Origin of the sequence: Streptomyces niveiscabiei, assembly GCF_001419795.1 — a bacterium.
Taxonomy (GTDB): Bacteria; Actinomycetota; Actinomycetes; order Streptomycetales; family Streptomycetaceae; genus Streptomyces; species Streptomyces niveiscabiei.
In genome coordinates, this window is sequence record NZ_LIRL01000193.1 from 38,213 (window position 1) to 57,704 (window position 19,492).

A 19,492-nucleotide genomic window follows, 5' to 3' on the forward strand; every position below is an offset into this window, starting at 1 on the left:
TCAGGTCCAGGGCAGGTCGTCCTCGGACACGCTGACGCTGGTCCACGGCAGGTCTCCGGTGGTGTCCGCCGTGATGCCCACGACGAGCAGCAGCGGAAGGAAGATGAGGGCACCCGCGAGTGTTCGGTGCTTACGCATATCTGATTCTCCCCGTTGAGTATTCCTGTTGTGGTGCTCGTGTGACTGTGGTGCTCGTTGATCTGTGGTGCTCGTGAAGCATCCTAGAGGGGCGCGCTTTTGACGCGATTTCGACGCCGTTTCGCCCCTCGAAATCCACTCGATAACGAGGGAAAAGCGGCGGCTCATAGAGTGAGGAGCGCTCAGCAAGTCGTTTCGCGGGGGAGGCTGAACTTTGCTGAACTCCGCTGGAGTGCTCACATTCCGGCTGCTCGGCCCGGTCTCCGTGACCAGGGAGGGCTCGGACGTCCCGCTCTCCGGAGCCAAGATCCACACCGTACTCGCCGTGCTGCTGATGGCACGCGGCACACTCGTCGCCGACAGTCGGCTCAGCGCCGCGCTCTGGGGTGATACACCACCACCGACCTCGAATTCACAGATCTACACCCATGTCTCACGGCTCAGGAAAACCCTGGGGAATTGCGCGCGGATCTTCCGAAAAGGACCCGGATACGTGCTGGAGGTCCGGGAGGCCGACGTCGATCTGTTCTCCTTCGAACGGCTCGACCGGCTCGGCCGCGAGGCCCTTGAGCAGAACCGGCCCGAGGAGGCCGGACGGCTGCTCGGCGGGGCGCTCGACTGCTGGAGCGGCCAGGCCCTGGAGAACGTGACCGAACACCTCCAGCGGTACGAGCGGCCCCGGCTGGAGTTCCGGCGGACACAGGCGCTGGAGCGCCGGATCGAGGCGGACCTCTCGCTCGGCCGGCACCGCGCCCTCGTCCCCGAACTCCTCGCCCTGGTCGCCCGGTTCCCGCTGGACGAGACCCTGCGCGCCCACCTCGTCACCGCCCTGCACCGCTCCGACCGCCAGGCCGAGGCCGTCCAGGTGTACGACGAGGGCCGCCGCGTCCTCGCCGGGCAACTCGGCGTCGTACCCGGCCGCCGGCTCGGCGACGCGTACCTGCGGATGCTGCGCGGCGACACCGCCGAGCCGCCGCCCGTGCTGCTGCCGCCCCGGTGCGCCGCGTTCACCGGCCGAACCGCCGAGGCGGACCGCCTCAGGTCGCTGCTCCTGGGCGCCCGCCTCAGGTCGGCCCTGATCACGGGCCCGCCCGGCACCGGCAAGACGGCCCTCGCGACCGAGGTCGCCCACGGCTGCGCGGAGGCGTTCCCGGACGGCGTCGTCCACGCGAGCCTCCGGCATCCGGACGGCACGGCGCGGACACCTCGCGAGGTCCTCACGGAACTCCTCGGAGTGCTGGGGGAGTTCGGCGAGGGGGACGGACCCGGGCTGGGAGAGCCGGCAGACACCGGAGGGCCAGGGCCGGGGGGACCGGCAGGCATTGGCGGGCCGGGGCTGGCGGGTCCGGCGGACTCCGGCGGGCCGAGGCAGGCGGGACCGGCAGGCACCTGCGCCCCGAGGCCGGAGGAATCGCCGGGTACCAGCGGACCGAGCTCGGGGAAAGCGGTGCACGCCGGCCGCTCCGAACCGGGCGACCTGGTGCGCCGCTACCGCGCTCGCCTCGCCCGCGCCCGGCTCCTCGTCGTCCTCGACGACGCGGTGGACGACGCGCAGCTCACCGCCCTGCTCCCGGCCGGCCCCGACAGTGCCCTGCTTGTCACGGGGCGGGGCCCGCTGGCGGGCGTACCGGCGCCCCACACGCTCACCCTCGGGCCGCTGGACGACGAGGACGCCGTCCGGCTGCTCGCGGAGGCGGCCGGCGCCGACCGGATCGGCGCCGAACCCGACGCCGTCCGCGACCTCGTGCGGCACTGCGCGGGGCTGCCGTCGGCGCTGAGCGGCGCGGGCGCCCGGCTGGCGCGGCGCCCCCGGCTCACGGTGGCCCGGCTGCTCGCCCAGCTCACCGAGCCCGGCACCCGACCGACAAGCACCAGACCGGCAAGCACCCGATCGACAAGCACCCGATCGACAAGTACCAGACAAGGAAGGTGACCGCGATGAACGAAGCGGTGCACGCCCTCCACTCGGCCATCGAGGAAGCGGCCGGGCTCTTGGAGGTGGACTACGAACGCGACGACGTGCTGCGCGTTCTGGACCTGTACGGAGGTGAACTCGCCGACGCCGTGGTCGCGTTCCGCGTGTCGACCGGCGAGGGCCGTGCGGGCGAACTGGACTGCCGGTTCACGATCCCCGACGGCCTCGACCCTTACCGGCTCGCGGTCGACAACGGGCTGCTGGAGAAGGACGAGCACCCCGTCTCCCGGCTCCTCGCCGACCTGAGCGAGCGCTGCCCGGTCGACGGCTACGGCATCGACTTCGGCGTGGTGGGCGGCTTCAAGAAGATCTGGGCCGTCCTGCCCCGCACCCGGCTCCAGGACGTCAGGACGCTCGCCGACCTCCCCTCGATGCCCCGCAGCCTCGCCGCGAGCCTCGGCTTCATCGACCGGCACGGCCTCGGCGACACGGTCGGCCTGCTCGGCGTCGACTACCGCCACCGCACCGTCAACATCTACTTCGGCGAACCCCCCGCCGGAGGCATCGCCCCGGAGTCCGTCCGGGCCATGCTCCGCGAGGTCGACCAGGCGGAACCCAGCGAGCAGATGCTCCGCCTCGGCCGCCAGGCGTTCGGCGTGTACGTGACCCTCGACTGGGACTCCCCGGCGATCACCCGCGTCTGCTTCGCCGTCGCGACGACCGACCCGGCGTCCCTGCCGGTCCAACTCGACGACCGCATAAGGACGTTCGTACGGCACGTCCAGGGTGCCGACCCGGAGACCCGGTTCGTGTACGCCGTCGCCTCCCAGCCCGACGGCGAGTACTACAAGCTCCAGTCCTACTACCGGTGGGGCGCGGGCGTGCCGGACATCATGCAGCTCCCCGACGGCGCCCTCGCGGACCCGGTCTGACCTCCCTCTTTCTCCCTTACCAACTCCCTTCAGAAGGACGTTTCATGAGCACCGTAGAGGTACCTGTCCTGATCGTCGGAGGCGGCGGTTCCGGCCTCTCCGCCTCCGTGTTCCTCTCCGCCCACGGCATCGACCACCTCCTCGTCGAGCGCCGCGCGGACACCTCGCGCCTGCCGAAGGCGCACTACCTCAACCAGCGCACGATGGAGATCTTCCGCCAGTACGGCCTGGCGGACGACGTGACCGAACTCGCCGCCGGGCCCGAGCAGTTCGGCAAGGTCCGCTGGCAGACCACGCTGACCGGACCCGGCCCCCTCGACGGGCGCGTCATCCACGAGATGGACGCCTTCGGCGGCGGCGCGCTGCGCGACGCGTACGAGGCGGCGGGCCCCGTGCTGCCCGCCAAGCTGCCGCAGCTGCGCCTGGAGCCGATCCTGCGCCGCCACGCCGAGCGACAGGGCCCCGGGCGGGTCAGGTTCGGGCACGAGGTGGTCACGCTCACCGAGAACGCCGAGAACGTCACCGCCGAGATCCGCGACACGGAGACCGGCGAGACGACGACGGTCGTCGCGCAGTACGTGATCGCCGCCGACGCGGGCCGTACCGTCGGACCCGCCCTCGGCATCCGCATGGAGGGCCTGCCCGCCCTGTTCGACGCGACCACCGCGTACTTCTCCGCCGACCTGTCGCAGTGGTGGACCGAGGGCTCGGTCATCACCTGGTTCCTCAACCCCTACCGCCCCGACCTGTCGAGCGCCCTCATCGAGATGGGCCCGACCTGGGGCAAGCAGTGCGAGGAGTGGGGCCTGCACCTGCCGCTCGCCGGGATCGACCGCACCGACGAGGCGGCCGTCACCGGCCGGATCCGCGAGGTGCTGGGCCTGCCCGAGCTGGAGCTGACCCTGCACGACGTGACGAGCTGGAGCGTGGAGGCGGTCATCGCCGAGCGCTACCGGCAGGGCAGGGTGTTCCTGGTCGGCGACGCCGCCCACCGGCAGCCCCCGGCCGTCGGGCTCGGGCTCAACAGCGGCATCCAGGACGCGCACAACCTCGCCTGGAAGCTCGCCTCCGTGGTGACGGGCCGCGCGGGAGACGGCCTGCTCGACACGTACGAGGCCGAGCGCCGCCCGGTCGGCCAGTTCAACCTGGGCTGGGCGATGTCCGCCGCCGGACACCACCAGGTCGTCATCGACGCCGCCGTGGGCCTCGGCCCGCACGTGCCGCCGGAGCGCCGTACCGTCGCGTTCTTCTCCTACTTCTCGCCGACCCCCGTCGGGGCGGCGCAGCGGGCCCGCGCGGCGGAGATCTTCGCGACCCACCGGGCCGAGTGCCAGGCCCTGGACGTGGAGACCGGCTTCGCCTACGAGCAGGGCGCGGTCGTCCCCGACGGCAGCGCACCGCCCGCCCGTTCACCGCTCGGCGACGTGTACCGGCCCACCACCCGCCCCGGCCACCTCCTGCCGCACGCCTGGACCGGGCGCGACGGCGAGCGCCGCTCCACCCACGACCTGGTCGGCACCGGCTTCGCGCTGCTCACCGGCCCGGACGCCGCCGCCTGGGCCGAGGCCGCCGAGCAGGTCGCCGGCAAGCTGTCCGTCCCGCTGACCGTGACCCGCCTCGACGAGGCCGCCTGGCAGTCCCTGCCCGGCACCGACCCGGCGGGCGCCGGCGCGGTCCTGGTCCGTCCCGACCAGCACGTGGCCTGGCGTGCGGCAGGCGCCGAGGCGGACCCGGCCGAGGCCCTGGGGGAGGCACTCGCCCTCGTCCTCGGCCACCGCGCCCCGTGACCCGCCGCCCGACCGCACCGCCTCACCAACCCGGAAGAAACACCATGATCGACAGAAGGTCCTTCCTCGCCGTCGGCGCCGCCGCGCTCACCACGACCGCGCTGACCGGCGCCGCGCGGCCCAAGTCCGCCACGGTCAGCGGCCGTTGGGGCAAGCTCGCCGACCGCCTCCAAGGGCGTCTCGTGCTTCCCGCCGACGCCGACTACCAGCGGGCCAAGCAGCTCTACCAGGTCCAGTTCGACAGCGCGGCCCCCCAGGCCGTCGCCTACTGCGCCTCCGCCGCCGACGTCTCCGCCTGCGTCCGCTTCGCCGCCGCCCACGGCATCCCCGTCGCCGCCCGCAGCGGCGGCCACAGCGCGGCCGGCTACTCCACCACGCAGGGCCTGATCATCGACGTCTCCCAGCTCAACTCCATCACCCTGGGCGAGAGTTCGGTGCGGATGGGGCCCGGCGCCCAGCTCGTCGACATCGCCGACACCCTCGCCCCGGCCGGGCTCGGCATCTCCGGCGGCTACTGCCCGACCGTCGCCGCGGGCGGGTTCCTCCAGGGCGGCGGCATGGGCCTGTTCACCCGCAGCATCGGCATCGCCTCCGACAAGGTGACCGCGGCGCAGGTCGTCCTCGCCGACGGACGGACCGTCACCGCGTCCCCGCACTGCAACAGCGACCTGTACTGGGCGCTGCGCGGCGGTGGCGGCGGCAACTTCGGCATCGTCACCTCGTACGACATCACGCCCTCGCCGCTGACGAACGTCGCCGCGATCAACCTCGTGTGGACGTTCGACCAGGCCCTCGACATGCTCGACGGCTGGACCCAGTGGCTGCCCGACGCGCCCTGGACCATCGGCAGCGGCGTCAACGTCACCCTCACCGACGCGGGCCCCGGCGGCGTACCCACCGCGTCCGTGTTCCTCGGCTCGGTCGACACCGGCGCCGGGTTCGACGCCGAGATCGCCCGCCTGATCTCCCTGGTCGGCCGGCCGCCGGTCTACCAGCAGAAGTTCACCGCCCCCTACCGGGCGATCCTCATGCAGCTCTACCAGTGCTCCGAACTGTCCGTGCAGCAGTGCCACCGCACCGACACCTCGCCCGACGGGAAGATCCAGCGCCCCGCGTTCGGCGCCTGGCGCAGCCGCCTCTTCAAGGAGCGCGGCATGCCCCGCGACGGCTGGGCCAAGGCCCTGGAGACGTTCGACGCCAACCGGTTCGCGGGCGGGCAGATGCGCCAGCTCCAGATCTCCGCGCTCGGCGGCCGGGCCAACACCGTCGCCCGCGACGCCACCGCCTACGTCCACCGCGACAGCCTCTTCTCCGTCAGCTACCTCACCTCCAACGCGGCCTCGGTGAGCCAGGAGGCCAAGGCCGCCGCCTGGGAGTTCGTCGACGACGGGTTCGCCGTCATCGACCCCTACTCGCAGGGCGAGACCTACCAGAACTTCATCGACCCCCGGCTGCCCGACTGGCGGCGCTCCTACTACGCCGAGAACTACGCGCGCCTCGCCCGGACCAAGCGGAAGTACGACCCGTACGGGTTCTTCCGGTTCGCCCAGAGCGTCGGCTGACCCGCACCGCCCGGCCCCCCTCGCAGGGGCCGGGCCCGTTCTCCGCCACCCAGGCCGCACCAGACAGGAGCACGACATGAAGATCGCCGACCTCACGCGCCCGGCCCCGCTGCGACTGCCCCAGGGGATCACCCCGGCCGAACTCCGCCGCGCCACCGCCCGCCTGACCGCCCATATCAGCGCCAGAACCGACGACGACGGCGCGATACGCGAACAGTGCGAGAGCCGGGTCCTCGAATCCGCCCTCGCCCTCGCCCTCATGACCCGCACCGGCACCGCCTCCCCGGCCCGCGAACGCCTCCTCGGCTACCTGCGCGGCCACCTGGAGTCCCCGGACGCCCTCGACCGCGTCCTCGCCACCCACGCCGTCGAGGGCGCCGCCGGGCGCACGGCGGGCGGCAACAGCGTCCTCGCCGGGACCCTCGCCGCGAACATCCTGGGCTCGGCGCCCGGCTTCATCTCCACCCGGCGCCGCCTCATGGTCTACGCCGTGCTGTCGGTCCTCGGCTGCCCGCTGCCCGCCGACGCGGAACTCCCCGGCGGCGGACACGTCCCCACCGACCCGCTGCACTCCTGGGCCGCCGTCCAGCAGGCCGCGATCACCCTGATCCTCGCCACCGCCCTCGACGTCCGCAACCAGGCCACCGAAGCGGCCCTCGACACCCTGCTCGCCACCGACCCGGACACCACCGTCTGGGAGGGCTACGCCCTCATGCACCTGCTGGTGCTGCACGCCCTCGCCGGCACCGGCCGCCACGACGACACCGTACGGCGCGGCCTCGCCACCCTCCTGCGCCACCAACGCCCCGACGGCGGCTTCCCGTTCGTCCTGGAGATGCACAACTGGTGCACCTCCACCGGCGGCCTCGCCCTGCACGCGGCCGGCGCCGACCTCGCCCTGCTGCGCCGCATGGCCTCCACGCTCGCCGCCGAACGCGGCGGCGCCCCCCTGCCCTCCCTCTCCCGGGGCACCCCCCTCACCGGCGGCTGGTCCATGTCACCGGCCGTCGCGCAGAACGACGTCGACGACACCTCCTGCGCCCTGGAGTTCCTGCACGCCGTCGACCCCGTCGCCCACGCCGGGACCGTCCGCGCCGGCGTCGCCGCCCTCCTCGCCGTCCAGGGCACCGACGGCGGCTTCCCCACGTACGTCGCCGGCGCCTCCTCCGAACCCTGCATGACGGCCGCCGCCGTCGGCGCCCTCGGCCCGCACCCCGAGACCGCGCCCCAGCGCGCGAAAGCGCTCGGGTTCCTCGCCGAGCACCAGGACGCGGACGGCGGCTTCGAACCCGGCTGGAGCCGCTCCCGGCTGCACAGCCTCTTCCGGGTCCGCCTCGCCGCCTGCACCGCCCACCCCGACGACCTGCGCTCCGGCGCCATGGCCGCCCGCGTGGAGCGCACCGTCCTCGACACCCAGAACGACGACGGCGGCTGGGGCATGCGCCCCGGCGACCCCAGCGACGACATCAGCACCGCCTACGGCATCGTCACCCTCTGCCACGCCGACGACTCCCGCGCCCTCGGCGCCGCTCTCACCTGGCTCCTGGAGCGGCAGAAGGCCGACGGCGGCTACGACGGACCGCCCGACATGGTCGGACCCCGTCCCTTCGCCTACCACTTTCCGCTGCTCACTGATATCCCGGTGCTGCTGGCCCTCGGACACGTCCGGGCCCGCCTCCTGGACACGTGAGACCCGAAGGAACACCCGTCCCCCACAAGAACACTGGAGACCACACGCATGCTGCGAAAACTGGCCGCCCTGCCCAGCGGAAGGGTGGGCAAGTGGGTCGTCATCGCGATCTGGGCCGTGATCCTGGTTCCGGCGCTGATGCTCGCCGGGAAGCTCGGTGACGCGGAGGAGAACGACAACTCGGCCTGGCTGCCGGGCAACGCCGAGTCCACCGCCGTCGTCGAGCGCGCCCAGAAGCTGATGCCCGCCGACACCGTCCCCGCGATCGTCGTCTACGACCGGGCCGCCGGGACCACCCCCGCCGACCTCGCCAAGGCGCGCGCGGACGCCACCGCGTTCAAGTCCATCACCAACGTCGTCGGCGAACCCCAGGGCCCGGTGGTCTCCGAGGACGGCAAGGCCCTCCAGACCGTCGTCCAGGTCCGCAAGGACAAGACCGGCTGGGAAGGGCTCGGCAAGGTCGTCGACGCGATGACCGAGGTCGGCAAGAAGGACGCGCAGGGGCTCGGCTTCCACGTCGCCGGGCCCGCCGGGTACGGGGCCGACTCCATCAAGGCGTTCGGCGGAGGCGGCGCGCTCACCACCATCACCGCGCTGGTCGTCGTGGCGATCCTGCTGCTCACCTACCGCAGCCCGCTGCTGCCCCTGCTGCCGCTGCTCACCGTCGGGGTCGCCCTGATGGCGGCGGAGGCGTTCATCTACCTCCTCGCCGAGAACGCCGGACTGGTCGTCAACAAACAGACCAGCTTCATCCTCGTCGTCCTCCTCTTCGGCGCCGCCACCGACTACGCGCTGCTGCTGATCTCCCGCTACAGAGAGGAACTCGCCCGCCACGAGGACCGGCACGAGGCGATGGCCGAGGCCCTCTACCGCTCCGGGCCCGCGATCGTCGCCAGCGCCGCGACCGTCGCCGTCAGCCTCATGCTCCTCACCCTCGCCGTCCTCAACTCCACCAAGGGCATGGGCCCCGCCTGCGCGATCGGCATCATCGTCGGCCTGCTCGCCATGACGACCCTCATGCCGGCCCTCCTCGTCGCCTGCGGGCGGTGGATCTTCTGGCCGAAGAAACCCGTGTACGGCGCCGAGGCGCAGGCCAAGGAGAGCGTCTGGGACCGGGTCGGGAACGCCATCTCCGGCCGGCCCCGCCTGGTGTGGGCCGGCACGGTCCTCGTGCTCGGCGCGATGGCGCTGGGCGCCCTCGGGCTGAACGCCTCCGGGCTGTCCAACAAGGACCAGTTCACGAACAAGCCGCAGATGGCGGTCGGCGAGGAGATCCGCGCCGAGCACTTCCCGGCCGGCTCCGGCGACCCCGTCTACGTCGTCGCCAAGGCCGACGCCGCCGCGCAGGTGAGGACGGCGCTCGCGGCCGTACCCGGGATCACCGGCGTCGGCGACCCCGTCGTCAAGGACGGCGAAGCGGTCCTGCTCGCCCAGCTCAAGGACGAGCCCAGCAGCGAGGGGGCGATGAGCACCGTCGACCGCGCCCGCACCGCCGTCCACAAGATCGAGGGGGCGGACGCGCAGGTCGGCGGCTCCACCGCGATCATGGTCGACACGGAGAACGCGGCGGCCCGCGACTCGAAGGTGATCATCCCGATCGTCCTCCTCGTCGTCCTGCTCATCCTCGGCCTGCTGCTGCGCGCGGTCGTCGCGCCGCTGCTGCTGATGGCGACCGTCCTGCTGTCGTTCGGCGCCGCCCTCGGCGTGAGCAGTCTCGTCTTCGAGCACGTCTTCGGCCTCGCCGGGGCCGACGCCTCGTTCCCGCTGCTCGCGTTCGTGTTCCTCGTCGCCCTCGGCATCGACTACAACATCTTCCTGGTCACCCGCGTCCGCGAGGACGCCGCCCTGCACGGCACCCGGCGCGCCGCGCTCACCGGCCTCTCCTCCACCGGCGGGGTCATCACCTCGGCGGGCGTCGTCCTCGCGGGCACCTTCGCCGCGATGGCCTCCCTGCCGCTGGTCTTCGCCGTCGAACTCGGCTTCGCCGTCGCCTTCGGCGTCCTCCTCGACACGCTCGTGGTGCGCTCGGTGCTCGTCACCGCGCTCACCCTCGACGTGGGCCGCTGGATGTGGTGGCCCAGCAAGCTGTTCCACCGCCGCGACGACGCCGGCACGGCGACGGGCGACAGCGGCCAGGTACCCGCCTACAGCGGCAGGTGAACCGTCTCTGCCACGGCGACCCCGCCGGGGTCCCGTGGCAGGGGCGACCGCACGCACGGAAACACGGCAACGGGGGCAAGAGATCTATGCACACGGAGACGAGGGACAGAGAACTCCGCCGCGACACCTCGACGGAAGGCACCGGTGCGCGGCGCATCGCCGAGCTCGAACACGAGGTCCGCGAACTCAGACGCGCCAACGAGACACTCAAGCAGTACGTCAGCAAGGCACTCGACCTCGACACCGGCCCCCGCCGCGGGGACCGGCCCCCCGTGCGGTCCGCGGGGCCGGACGACCCGCAACGCCCGCCGCGCCGGCCAGCTCCCGCCACCGGCGTCGAGTTCCGGGTCCTCGGCCCCGTCGAGGCCGCCGTCGACGGCCGCTGGGTCGACCTCGGGGCGCCCAAGCAGCGCGCCGCGCTCGTCCTGCTGGTCAGCCAGGTCGGCCAGCCCGTCTCCGTCGACACGCTCGTCGACGCCCTGTGGGAGGGCCGGCCACCGCAGTCCGCGATCACCTCGCTGCACGCGTACATCGCCAACCTGCGGCGCGCCCTCGAACCCCACCGCGCCCCCCGCACCCCGGCCACCGTCCTGTGCACGCGCGGACGCGGCTACCTCCTCGACAGCCGGGCCGTCGAGGTCGACGCGCACCGGTTCTGGGAGCACGCCACCGCCGGGTGGCAGGCCCTCGACCGGGGCGATCCGCAGCGCGCCCTGTACGCGTTCGAGGCCGGCCTCGGCCTGTGGCGCGGCGAGGCGTACGCGGAGGTCGCGGGCGCACCGCACGTCGCGCCCGAGGCGGTCCGCCTGGAGGAACTGCGGCTGTCGGTGATCGAGGGCAGGTGCGCCACCCTCATCGCCGTCGGCAGCCACGAGATGGCGGTTCCCGAACTGGTCGCCTTCACGCAGGCCCACCCGCTGCGGGAGTACGGCTGCGAGCTGCTCACCCTCGCGCTGTACCGGTCGGGGCGGCAGGCCGACGCGCTGTCGGTGCTGCGCGCCCACCAGAAGAAGATGGTGGAGGGGCTCGGCATCTCACCCAGCCCCGCGCTGCAACACCTCGAACTGGAAATACTGCGGCAGGCACCGGAGCTGGAACGCTCCTGAACCTCTGGCGCGGTGACCCTCCCGGGGGTCACCGCGCCTTGTGTCACCGCGCCAGGACGAGGGTCGTCGGCGACGGCGTCTCCACGAACCGCACCTCCTCGAACCCGGCCGCCGTCAGCCACGCCCGATAGTCGCCGCGCCGCCAGGTCGACCCGTGCCGGCTCTTGAGGAGCATCTCCCCGGCGAAGGTCAGCGCGAACGGCGGGCCGCTGCGCTCGTCGTCGGTGATGTAGTCGGAGACGACGAGCGTGCCGCCCGGCTTCAGGGCCCGGCGGATCCGGGCGAACACCGCCTCATTGTCCGCGGGCCCTTCCTGGTGGGCGATGTTGGAGTACATGACGACGTCGTGCTCCCCGTCCCCGAAGCCGACGGTGTGGAAGTCGCCGTCCACATGCTCGACCCGGTCGCCCACCCCCTGTTCGGCGAGCAGCCGCCGGGCGATGGCGTTGATCGGCGCCCAGTCGATCTGGGTGGCGCGGGCGTCCGGGTTGAGGCCGAGCCACACCGCCGAGCAGACCCCGGAACCGCCGCCGACGTCCAGCACGGAGATCTTCCCGGCGTCGGCCAGCCCCAGCTCCTCGGCGGCGATGTGCGCGACGGGCACGGACTGCGCGGCGATCGCCTGGACCAGGTTCTCCCAGTGCGGGTTGTCGGCGACCTCCACGACCGCGTCCGACACCGGACCGCCCGCCTTCACGACGTCCGGCAGCGCGGCCAGCGACCCCAGGTGGCCCATCTTCAGCCGCGCGAACGCCGCCAGCGACGCGGGCCGGCCCGCGACCAGGAACGCCGACGCCTCACGGGAGTTGCGGTAGCGCCCGCCGGCCACCTCGACCAGCTCCAGCGCGACCAGCCCGTCCAGCAGGGCCCGCGCCCCGCGCACCGCGATCCCGGCCCGCGCCGCCAGCTCCTCGGGGCTGCCGGCGCCGTCCTCCAGGTGCGTGAACAGGTCGTACGTCGCCGCCGTCCCCACCATCCCGGTCGCCCAGTAGCCGTTGATCAGCCGCATCACGCGGTCCGAAGTGGGCGTGGTGTCGTGGTCGTTCATGCGGTCCTCCCCGTGGACTGGTGGTCGTCGACCCAGGTGCCGAGGGCCATCTCTGCGGTGATGCCGGGCCCGAACCCGGCGATCAGGCCGGTCGCCCCGGTGGGCAGCGGGCCTTCCTCGAACCGCCTGCGCAGGGCGTCGAGGACGACGGCGCTGGCGATGTTCCCGTACTCGGTGAGCGTCCCCCAGCTGTGCCGGAAGACCGCGCCGTCGACCCCGAGGTACTTCGCGAGGTCGTCCAGGATGCGCGGGCCGCCCGCGTGGATGACGTAGAAGTCCAGGTCCCCGGCGTCCCAGCCGTGACCGGCCGCGAGGTCCTTGAGGACCGGCGCGAGCGGCTCCATCGTGCCCGGCACCCGGCGGTCGAGCTGGAAGTGGAACCCGGTGTCCTTCACCGCGTACGAGATCCAGTCCTCCGTGTTAGGGATCAAGTACGAGGCGTTGCGGGCCAGTTGGACGCCGGTGACGCCCGGGCCGCCCCGGCCGCGCACGACGGCCGCCGCGACCGCGTCGCCGAACAGGCCGTCCGACAGCAGCGAGCCGATGTCGTCCGCGTCCGGCTGGTAGCACAGCGAGCACAGCTCGCACGACACGATCAGGACGTTGCTGTCCGGGTGCGCCGCGCAGAAGTCGTGGGCCCGGTTGATCGCCGCGCCGCCCGCCGCGCAGCCGAGCTGGGCGATGGGCAGCTGGCGGGTGTCGTAGCGCAGGCCCATCGTGTTGATCAGCCAGGCCGTCAGCGAGGGCATCATGAAGCCGGTGCACGACACGTAGATGATCGCGTCGATGTCCTCGGCCCGCAGCAGCGCGTTCGCCAGCGCCTCCTCGATCGCGTCCGGGCAGCGCTTCTTCGACTCCATCTCGTAGATCCGGTTCCGTTCCTCGAAACCGGGGTGGGACAAGGTCTTCTCGATCGGCTGGACCAGGTGTCGTTTCTTCACCCCGGTGTTCTCTATCAGCCGGAGCGCGAGCGGCAATTGGGGTTTTCCCGCGTGCGCTGTGCGGGCGAAATCCAGGGTCTGTTCCATCGTGATGACGTATTCCGGTACGCGCACCGCGGGCTTGCAGAGAATGGGCATGTCCGGCATTCGCCTCTCAGCAGTATGGGAATTCTCGGAAATTGATCGTTCGGGGGTTCAGTGCCGGATGACGTCGTCGTCGATCAGCAGGGCGGCGGCGCCCGTGTACGCGCCGGGGTCCAGGAGCCGCGAGATGCGGTCCGCCGTCAGACGGGCGGTCACCTCGGGCAGTTCGCCCAGGACGTCACCGAGGGCGCGCCCGCTGCGGTCCGCCTCAGCGGATGCCTCGGTCACCACCGCGCGGGCGCGGGCCTTGCCGAGCTCTTTCGCCAGGGCGGCACAGATCCGCTCCGAGGCGATCCGGCCGCCGGTCAGCTCCAGGTTCGCCCGCATCCGCTCCGGCCGGACCACCAGCCCCTCGGCCAGCTCCACGGCCGTGTGCGCGGCGCCGCCCACCAGGCGCAGGCACTCCCGCAGCAGCAGCCACTCCGCATGCCAGGCCCCGGCGGACCGCTCGTCCTCGGTCACCATGCACTGCGTCAGCCCCGCCGCCAGCACCGGCACCTGGAGCGCGGCGCTGCGCAACAGGGTCGCCAGCACGGGGTTGCTCTTGTGCGGCATCGCGGACGACGCGCCCCGCCCGGCCGGCGAGGGCTCGGCGACCTCACCGACCTCGGTCCGGGCGAGCGACTGCACGTCCACGGCGATCTTCCCGAGCGCGCCGGTGGTGAGGGCGAGGACGGCCGCGAGGTCGGCGACCGGGGTGCGCAGCGCGTGCCAGGGCAGGGGCGGCCGGGCGAGGCCCGTCTCCACGGCGTACGCGTCGAGCAGCGGTCCCACCGGGCCCGCCTCCAGATAACCGGCGAGCGTCCCGGCGGCCCCGCCCAGCGAGAACGGCAGCCCGCCGTCCAGCAGCGCCGCGACCCGATCGCGGGCGTCCAGCACGAGCCGGCGCCAGCCGGCCGCCTTCAGCCCGAACGTGGTGGGCACGGCGTGCAGCGAGAGGGTTCTTCCGGCCATGGCGCTGTCGCGGTGCCGCACGGCGAGTTCGGCGAGGGCGGCGGCGGCGCGTTCCAGGTCGGCGCGGACGAGGGAGAGCACCCGGACGGCGACGAGCATCGCGCCGGTGTCGAAGACGTCCTGGCTGGTCGAGCCGTGGTGGACGTACGCGGCGGCCTCGGGCGAGGTCTTGGCGACGACCCGCGTGAGGGCCGCGACGAGCCCGACGACGGGGTTCGCGGTCTCCCGGGCGGTGAGCGCGAGGGCCGCCACGTCGAACCGCTCGGCGCGGGCGGCCTCGGTGATGGCCTCGGCGGCTTCGACGGGGACCACGCCGATGGCGGCCTGGGCCCGGGCCAGCGTGGCTTCGGCGTCCAGCATGGCCTGGAGCCAGGCGGTGTCGGAGGTGGCCGCTTCGGCGGGGGTGCCGGCGCGGACGGGGGAGAGGAGGCCGAGGTCGTGGTCGGTCATGCGGACGCTCCCAGAGTCGTGACAGCCGGTTCGAGCGCCAGCACCGTCCGCGCCACCGCGTCCGCGTCGCCCAGGATCACCGAGTCCACGCCCGGCCGTATCCCGGCGGCGGTCACCCAGTGCACGCCCTCCGTCGGGACCCCCAGCGCGAACCGGCGCGGATGGGCCCGCCCGGTCGCGTCGATCACCCGGTACGGGCGTTCCGTGACGGCCAGCCCCCGCGTCGCGACCTGCGTCCCGCAGGACCCGGCGATCGTGAACCGCCGCGCCCGACCGGTATCCAGCAGCCCCCGCAGCAACGGGTCCGCCGTACGCGCGAGGTCCGGCTCCGGCAACCGTGCCTCGATCAGCGAAGTCGCCCGTACCGGCGGCCCCGGCACGACACCGGAGACGGCGGTGAAGCCGTCGCCGGCCGTCACCCGGACCCGTGGCCCGAGGATGGCCACCACGCCCGCCTCGATCAGCGCGATCAGCTCCGCGACCCGCGAGACGGGCGGCCCGATCGACAGGAACGCGTTCAGCGGCGTGTACCAGCCCTGCACGTCGTCCCGGTACGAACCGCCCTCCAGACGCCCGTGGTCGACGGCGGCGCGGATCTCGTTGCGGAGGTCGCGCAGCACGTCGAGGGCGGCCTTGAGCGGCCCGCGCACGTTGCCCGCCCTGGCCGCGCGGACGTCGTCCGCGAGGTGCGCCAGGAGCCACGCCCGGTACGCGTCCGGGGAGCTCACGTCCTGCCCGAGCCACGGCCGGGCCACCCGCTCCCAGTCCCACCGCTCACCGGGCGCGACCCCGGCGGCGTCCAGGAGCCGGGCCTCGGCGGCACGGTCCGGGGCCGCCAGGAACTCCCGTACGAACGAGTCACGCGCGGACAGCAGCGTGCCGTAGTAGACGCTCTCGACCTCCTTGGCGATCAGTGGCCACAGATCCGCGGCGAACGACAGCCGCTCCCCGTTCTCGGCCCGCCGGTGCAGCCGGGCGACGGCCGCCAGGGTCAGGACCCGGGGCTCGTGACGCCCGTACGCCCCCTTCTGGTTCTCGCCGCGCGCGTGGTACGGCACCCCGCGCCGCGACCCGGCGACGATGCGCGGCTCCCGCCCCGAGGGCTCGTACCGCAGCCGCCCGGCATCCCGCACGAACCTGCCGCCCCGCTCCTCCGTGAGCAGCGCGAGCACGTCGAAGAAGTTCAGCCCGAGCCCGCGTACGAAGACGGTCTCGCCCGGAGCGATCCCGGACAGGTCGAGGTCGGCGGGGTTCGCGGGGGCGAAGTACCCGGCGCCGCGAGGCTCACCGGGCGCCGGGCGGACGGGAAGGTGCCCCTGCGCGAGGACCACCGCGTCCAGCCCGCCCAGCCGTGTGCCGTCGGCCAGCAGCAGGGACTGCGTGCCGTCCGCCGAGTCGTCGAGCGCGACCGCGGACGTGCGGTGCTCCACGACGGTGACGTGCGCCGGCGCCGAGTCCCGCACCGTACGGAACACGTCCTCCAGGTACGCCCCGTACAGAGCCCGCGTCGGATAGTCGTCAGGACCGAGCCGCCCCGCGGCCCACTCATGCAGGCTCGGCCCCTCCTCCACCGGCCCGTCCATCGTCACCGTGTGGTCCGTGAACATCGTGACCTGCGAGGCGACCGTGTTCATCAGCAGCCGCCGCGACTGGTCCGTACGCCACACCTTCCCGGCGCCCGGCGCGTACGGGTCGACGACGTGCACGGTCACCGCCCCGTGCGCGGGCGACTTCCGCTCGTTTGCGCACAGCCGCTCCAGGACGGACAGCCCACGCGGCCCCGCCCCGACAAGACAGACGACAAGCACGGGCTCTCCCGTCAGGACGTGCGGACGTTGTTCTTGAGCTCCGCCCGCAGCACGTCCACGACCCGCTCGACCTGGTCGTCACGGAGCTCGGCGTGCATGGGCAGGGCGAGGTTGCGGTGGAAGAGGTCCGCCGAGACGGGGCAGCTCTGCACGGCGTCGTAGACCGGCTGGAGATGGCTCGCCCAGGTGCCGTGCCCGCAGCCGATGCCCTGCGCGCGCAGCGAGGCGGCGAGGGCGGAGCGGTCGACGAGCGGGGAGAGGGTGACGAGGTACGACTGCCAGGCGTGGGTGCGGTCGCCGGGGACGTACGGCAGCGTCAGCAGCTCCTCGTCGGCGAGGAGTTCGGCGTACCGGGCGGCGACCGTGCTGCGGCGGGCGAGGAGTTCGTCCACCCGGTCCAGCTGGACCTCGAGGATCGCGGCGGCGATGTCGGAGAGCTTGTAGTTGTAGCCGATGTCGGTGAACGTCGGGATCGGCAGCCCGACCACCTGCGCCTGGTCGTAGATGCTGCCGATGCCGAACGACGACCGCAGCCGCGCGTCCGCGCCGATCACCGGATCGGCGGCGAGCAGCGCCCCGCCCTCCCCGCTGCTGGCGCCCTTGCGGCCGTGGAAGGAGAGACAGGCGACCGGCGCGAGCGCGCCCGCCGGCCGCCCCCGGTAGCTCGCGCCGACCGCGCAGGCCGCGTCCTCGACGACGAACAGCCCGTGCCGGTCGGCGAGCGCCATCAGCTCGTCGTAGTCGGCGGGCAGGCCGACCGTGTCGACGGCGATCACCCCGACCGTGCGCGGCCCGATCAGCGCGGCCACCGCCTCCGGGTCGACCGTGCCGGTGTCGGCCCGCACGTCCGCGAAGACGGGCGTGGCACCGACGTAGCGCACCGCGTGCGCCGGGGCCGGGAACGTGTAGTCGGCGACGATCACCTCGTCGCCCGGCTCGACGCCGAGCGCCAGCATCGCCAGGTGCAGCGCCGCGCCGCAGTTGCTCAGCGCGACCGCGTCGCCGACGCCGTACCGCTGCTTCAGCTGCGCCTCGAACGCCTTGCCCCGCGGGCCCTGCCCGGCCGGCCAGCCGGAGGCGAACACCTCGGCGACGGCGGCGAGTTCACGGGCGCCGAGGCTCGCGTGGACGAGGGGGACGCTGTCGTTGGTGGTCACGGGGCCACCGTCCTTTCTGCGGGCGGGGTGAAGCGGAGCGGGGTGATCTGCTGGACGTCGTAGCGCCGGCGCATCCGCTCGACCGCCTCCGGGTCCACCGAGGGGCCGGCCGCGAAGATCTCGACGATCTCCTCGAAGTACCGCTCGTGGTCGGGCGAGGGGGAGCTCTGGAAGAGCATCCGGGCCGGGGCGTCCGAGGCGTTGCGGAAGGCGTGCGGGGTGCCCGGCGGCACGAACATGCAGCTGCCGGTCACCGCCCGGACCGGGCGCTCGCCCTTCGGGGACTCCCAGCCGTGCCAGGTCTCCTCGGTACGCTCGGCCGGCTCGAACGCGAACAGCTCCAGCTCGCCCTCCAGGACGTAGAAGAACTCCTGGGACGCGCTGTGCGCGTGCGCGCCGACGTCGAAGCCCGGCGGTACGACCACCTCGAACACGGACGAGGAGGAGCCGTCCGCCGCGGTGACTTTGAACGTCACGTCCTGCGCTTTCGTGACGAGTTTCCTGCCGTGGCCGGGAGGGACGATCAGACCGCTCATGGAGTGTCGCTCTCTGGTGGAATTTCCCTGCGGAATGCGGGCGGTGCGGAGAAAGCGAGAATGCCAGCGCCGACTTGGTGGCCACTGGGTCCGCGATTGGCGCCCGCTTGCCGCCAAGCCGGGGCCAACTCGCCGCGTATTCCCCGGCAAGGGGCCGTGACGAAGATGCGGTTGCGCACGGGTTCCAGAATCCGGTTCCGACCATCCCGAGGGGGAAACCATGCAGTCCGCCACACCGCGAGTGCTGCTCGCCGCGCCACGGGGGGCCTGTGCCGGAGTGCACCGGGCCATCGAGACCGTGGAACGCGCGCTGGAGATCCACGGCGCGCCCGTGTACGTCCGCAAGCAGATCGTCCACAACGAGCACGTCGTGCGGGAACTGGAGGGCAAGGGCGCCCGGTTCGTCGACTCGGAGGAGGAGGTGCCGGCCGGCGCGGTGTGCGTGTTCTCCGCGCACGGCGTCTCCCCGCAGGTCCGCGAGAACGCGCGGGGCCGCGAGCTGACGGTCGTCGACGCGACGTGCCCGCTGGTCGCCAAGGTCCACCAGGAGGCGATCCGGTACGCCCGCACCAAGGACACGCTGATCCTCATCGGGCACGCCGACCACGAGGAGATCGAGGGGACATATGGGGAGGTGCCGGAGCGGACGGTCGTCGTCGCCGACGTGGCGCAGGCGCGGAAGCTCGAACTGGCTCCGGGGGCACGGGCCGCCTACCTGACGCAGACCACGCTGTCCGTCGACGACACGGCCGAGATCGTCGCCGTGCTCAAGGAACGGTTCCCCGGCATCACCGGGCCCGGGGCCGCCGACATCTGTTACGCCAGCCAGAACCGGCAGAACGCGGTCAAGGCGATCGCCGGGCGCAGTGACCTGGTGCTGGTCGTGGGGTCGGCGAACTCCAGCAACTCGCTGCGGCTGGTGGAGGTTTCGCGGGCCGCCGGTACACCCGCGCGGCTCCTCACGGACCCGGTGCTGCTGGACGCCGGGTGGCTGAGGGACGTCCGCACGGTCGGGCTGACGGCCGGGGCGAGCGTGCCGGAGGCGCTGGTGGTACAGGCGCTGGGGCGGCTCGCGGAGCTGGGATTCGAGGACGTCGAGGTCGAGGAGACGGTTGTGGAGAACGTGACCTTCAAACTGCCGGTGGAACTGGGGGAGTTGGGGGA

15 protein-coding genes are annotated in these 19,492 nt (G+C 73.0%); 8 read left to right on the top strand and 7 right to left on the bottom strand.

The window, feature by feature from the left end; translation table 11 throughout:
* On the bottom strand, nucleotides 1–138 hold the full coding sequence (locus AOK24_RS48425; protein WP_159051838.1) for a hypothetical protein: 138 nt from the start codon (nucleotides 136–138) through the stop codon (nucleotides 1–3).
* Nucleotides 139–352: 214 nt separating this feature from the next.
* Here AOK24_RS48425 and AOK24_RS10945 point away from each other — a divergent pair, with 214 nt between their 5' ends.
* From AOK24_RS10945 to AOK24_RS10975, 7 genes are all read left to right on the top strand, one after another.
* The gene (locus AOK24_RS10945; RefSeq protein ID WP_159051839.1) at nucleotides 353–2,071 is read left to right on the top strand and encodes a BTAD domain-containing putative transcriptional regulator; all 1,719 of its coding nucleotides are present in this window, start codon (nucleotides 353–355) and stop codon (nucleotides 2,069–2,071) included.
* Nucleotides 2,072–2,076: 5 nt separating this feature from the next.
* Nucleotides 2,077–2,985, top strand: coding sequence for an aromatic prenyltransferase (locus tag AOK24_RS10950; RefSeq protein WP_055719883.1), 909 nt, complete (start codon nucleotides 2,077–2,079; stop codon nucleotides 2,983–2,985).
* Between the two features lie 44 nt (nucleotides 2,986–3,029).
* Nucleotides 3,030–4,772: an FAD-dependent monooxygenase gene (locus AOK24_RS10955; protein ID WP_055719870.1), complete on the top strand. Its 1,743-nt coding sequence runs from the start codon at nucleotides 3,030–3,032 to the stop codon at nucleotides 4,770–4,772.
* Nucleotides 4,773–4,816: 44 nt separating this feature from the next.
* The gene (locus AOK24_RS10960; RefSeq protein ID WP_055719871.1) at nucleotides 4,817–6,334 is read left to right on the top strand and encodes an FAD-binding oxidoreductase; all 1,518 of its coding nucleotides are present in this window, start codon (nucleotides 4,817–4,819) and stop codon (nucleotides 6,332–6,334) included.
* Between the two features lie 76 nt (nucleotides 6,335–6,410).
* Nucleotides 6,411–8,024 (top strand): prenyltransferase/squalene oxidase repeat-containing protein, encoded by a 1,614-nt coding sequence (locus tag AOK24_RS10965; protein WP_055719872.1) that lies wholly within the window; start codon nucleotides 6,411–6,413, stop codon nucleotides 8,022–8,024.
* A 48-nt stretch (nucleotides 8,025–8,072) separates the two neighbouring features.
* The gene (locus tag AOK24_RS10970) at nucleotides 8,073–10,184 is read left to right on the top strand and encodes an MMPL family transporter (RefSeq protein ID WP_055719873.1); all 2,112 of its coding nucleotides are present in this window, start codon (nucleotides 8,073–8,075) and stop codon (nucleotides 10,182–10,184) included.
* An 86-nt stretch (nucleotides 10,185–10,270) separates the two neighbouring features.
* Nucleotides 10,271–11,290, top strand: a complete 1,020-nt coding sequence (locus AOK24_RS10975) for an AfsR/SARP family transcriptional regulator (protein WP_055719874.1) — start codon at nucleotides 10,271–10,273, stop codon at nucleotides 11,288–11,290.
* A 43-nt stretch (nucleotides 11,291–11,333) separates the two neighbouring features.
* Here the strand turns inward: AOK24_RS10975 and AOK24_RS10980 are convergent, their stop codons facing one another.
* Genes AOK24_RS10980 through AOK24_RS11005 form a run of 6 tightly spaced genes read right to left on the bottom strand, consistent with a single transcriptional unit; the run spans nucleotide 11,334 to nucleotide 18,328 of the window.
* Entirely contained in the window at nucleotides 11,334–12,338 is a 1,005-nt protein-coding gene (locus tag AOK24_RS10980) for a class I SAM-dependent methyltransferase (RefSeq protein WP_055719875.1), read from the bottom strand.
* Entirely contained in the window at nucleotides 12,335–13,417 is a 1,083-nt protein-coding gene (locus AOK24_RS10985; protein ID WP_193555228.1) for a type III polyketide synthase, read from the bottom strand. The genes AOK24_RS10980 and AOK24_RS10985 overlap by 4 nt, the downstream gene beginning before the upstream one ends.
* A 57-nt stretch (nucleotides 13,418–13,474) precedes the next feature.
* Nucleotides 13,475–14,827 carry a nitrosuccinate lyase gene (locus AOK24_RS10990; RefSeq protein ID WP_055719876.1) on the bottom strand — a complete coding sequence of 451 codons (1,353 nt, stop codon included), beginning with the start codon at nucleotides 14,825–14,827 and terminating at the stop codon, nucleotides 13,475–13,477.
* Nucleotides 14,824–16,635, bottom strand: a complete 1,812-nt coding sequence (locus AOK24_RS10995; RefSeq protein WP_055719877.1) for an FAD/NAD(P)-binding protein — start codon at nucleotides 16,633–16,635, stop codon at nucleotides 14,824–14,826. Before AOK24_RS10995 ends, AOK24_RS10990 begins: the two co-directional genes overlap by 4 nt.
* Before the next feature lie 11 nt (nucleotides 16,636–16,646).
* A complete protein-coding gene (locus AOK24_RS11000) occupies nucleotides 16,647–17,792 on the bottom strand; it encodes a DegT/DnrJ/EryC1/StrS family aminotransferase (protein WP_055719878.1) in 1,146 nt (381 codons plus the stop codon).
* A complete protein-coding gene (locus AOK24_RS11005; RefSeq protein WP_055719879.1) occupies nucleotides 17,789–18,328 on the bottom strand; it encodes a cupin domain-containing protein in 540 nt (179 codons plus the stop codon). Before AOK24_RS11005 ends, AOK24_RS11000 begins: the two co-directional genes overlap by 4 nt.
* Before the next feature lie 220 nt (nucleotides 18,329–18,548).
* On the opposite strand from AOK24_RS11005, the gene ispH reads away from it, so the two are divergent.
* Nucleotides 18,549–19,492 (top strand): 4-hydroxy-3-methylbut-2-enyl diphosphate reductase (ispH, locus tag AOK24_RS11010; RefSeq protein WP_055719885.1); only part of this gene is annotated, 944 nt, incomplete at its 3' end.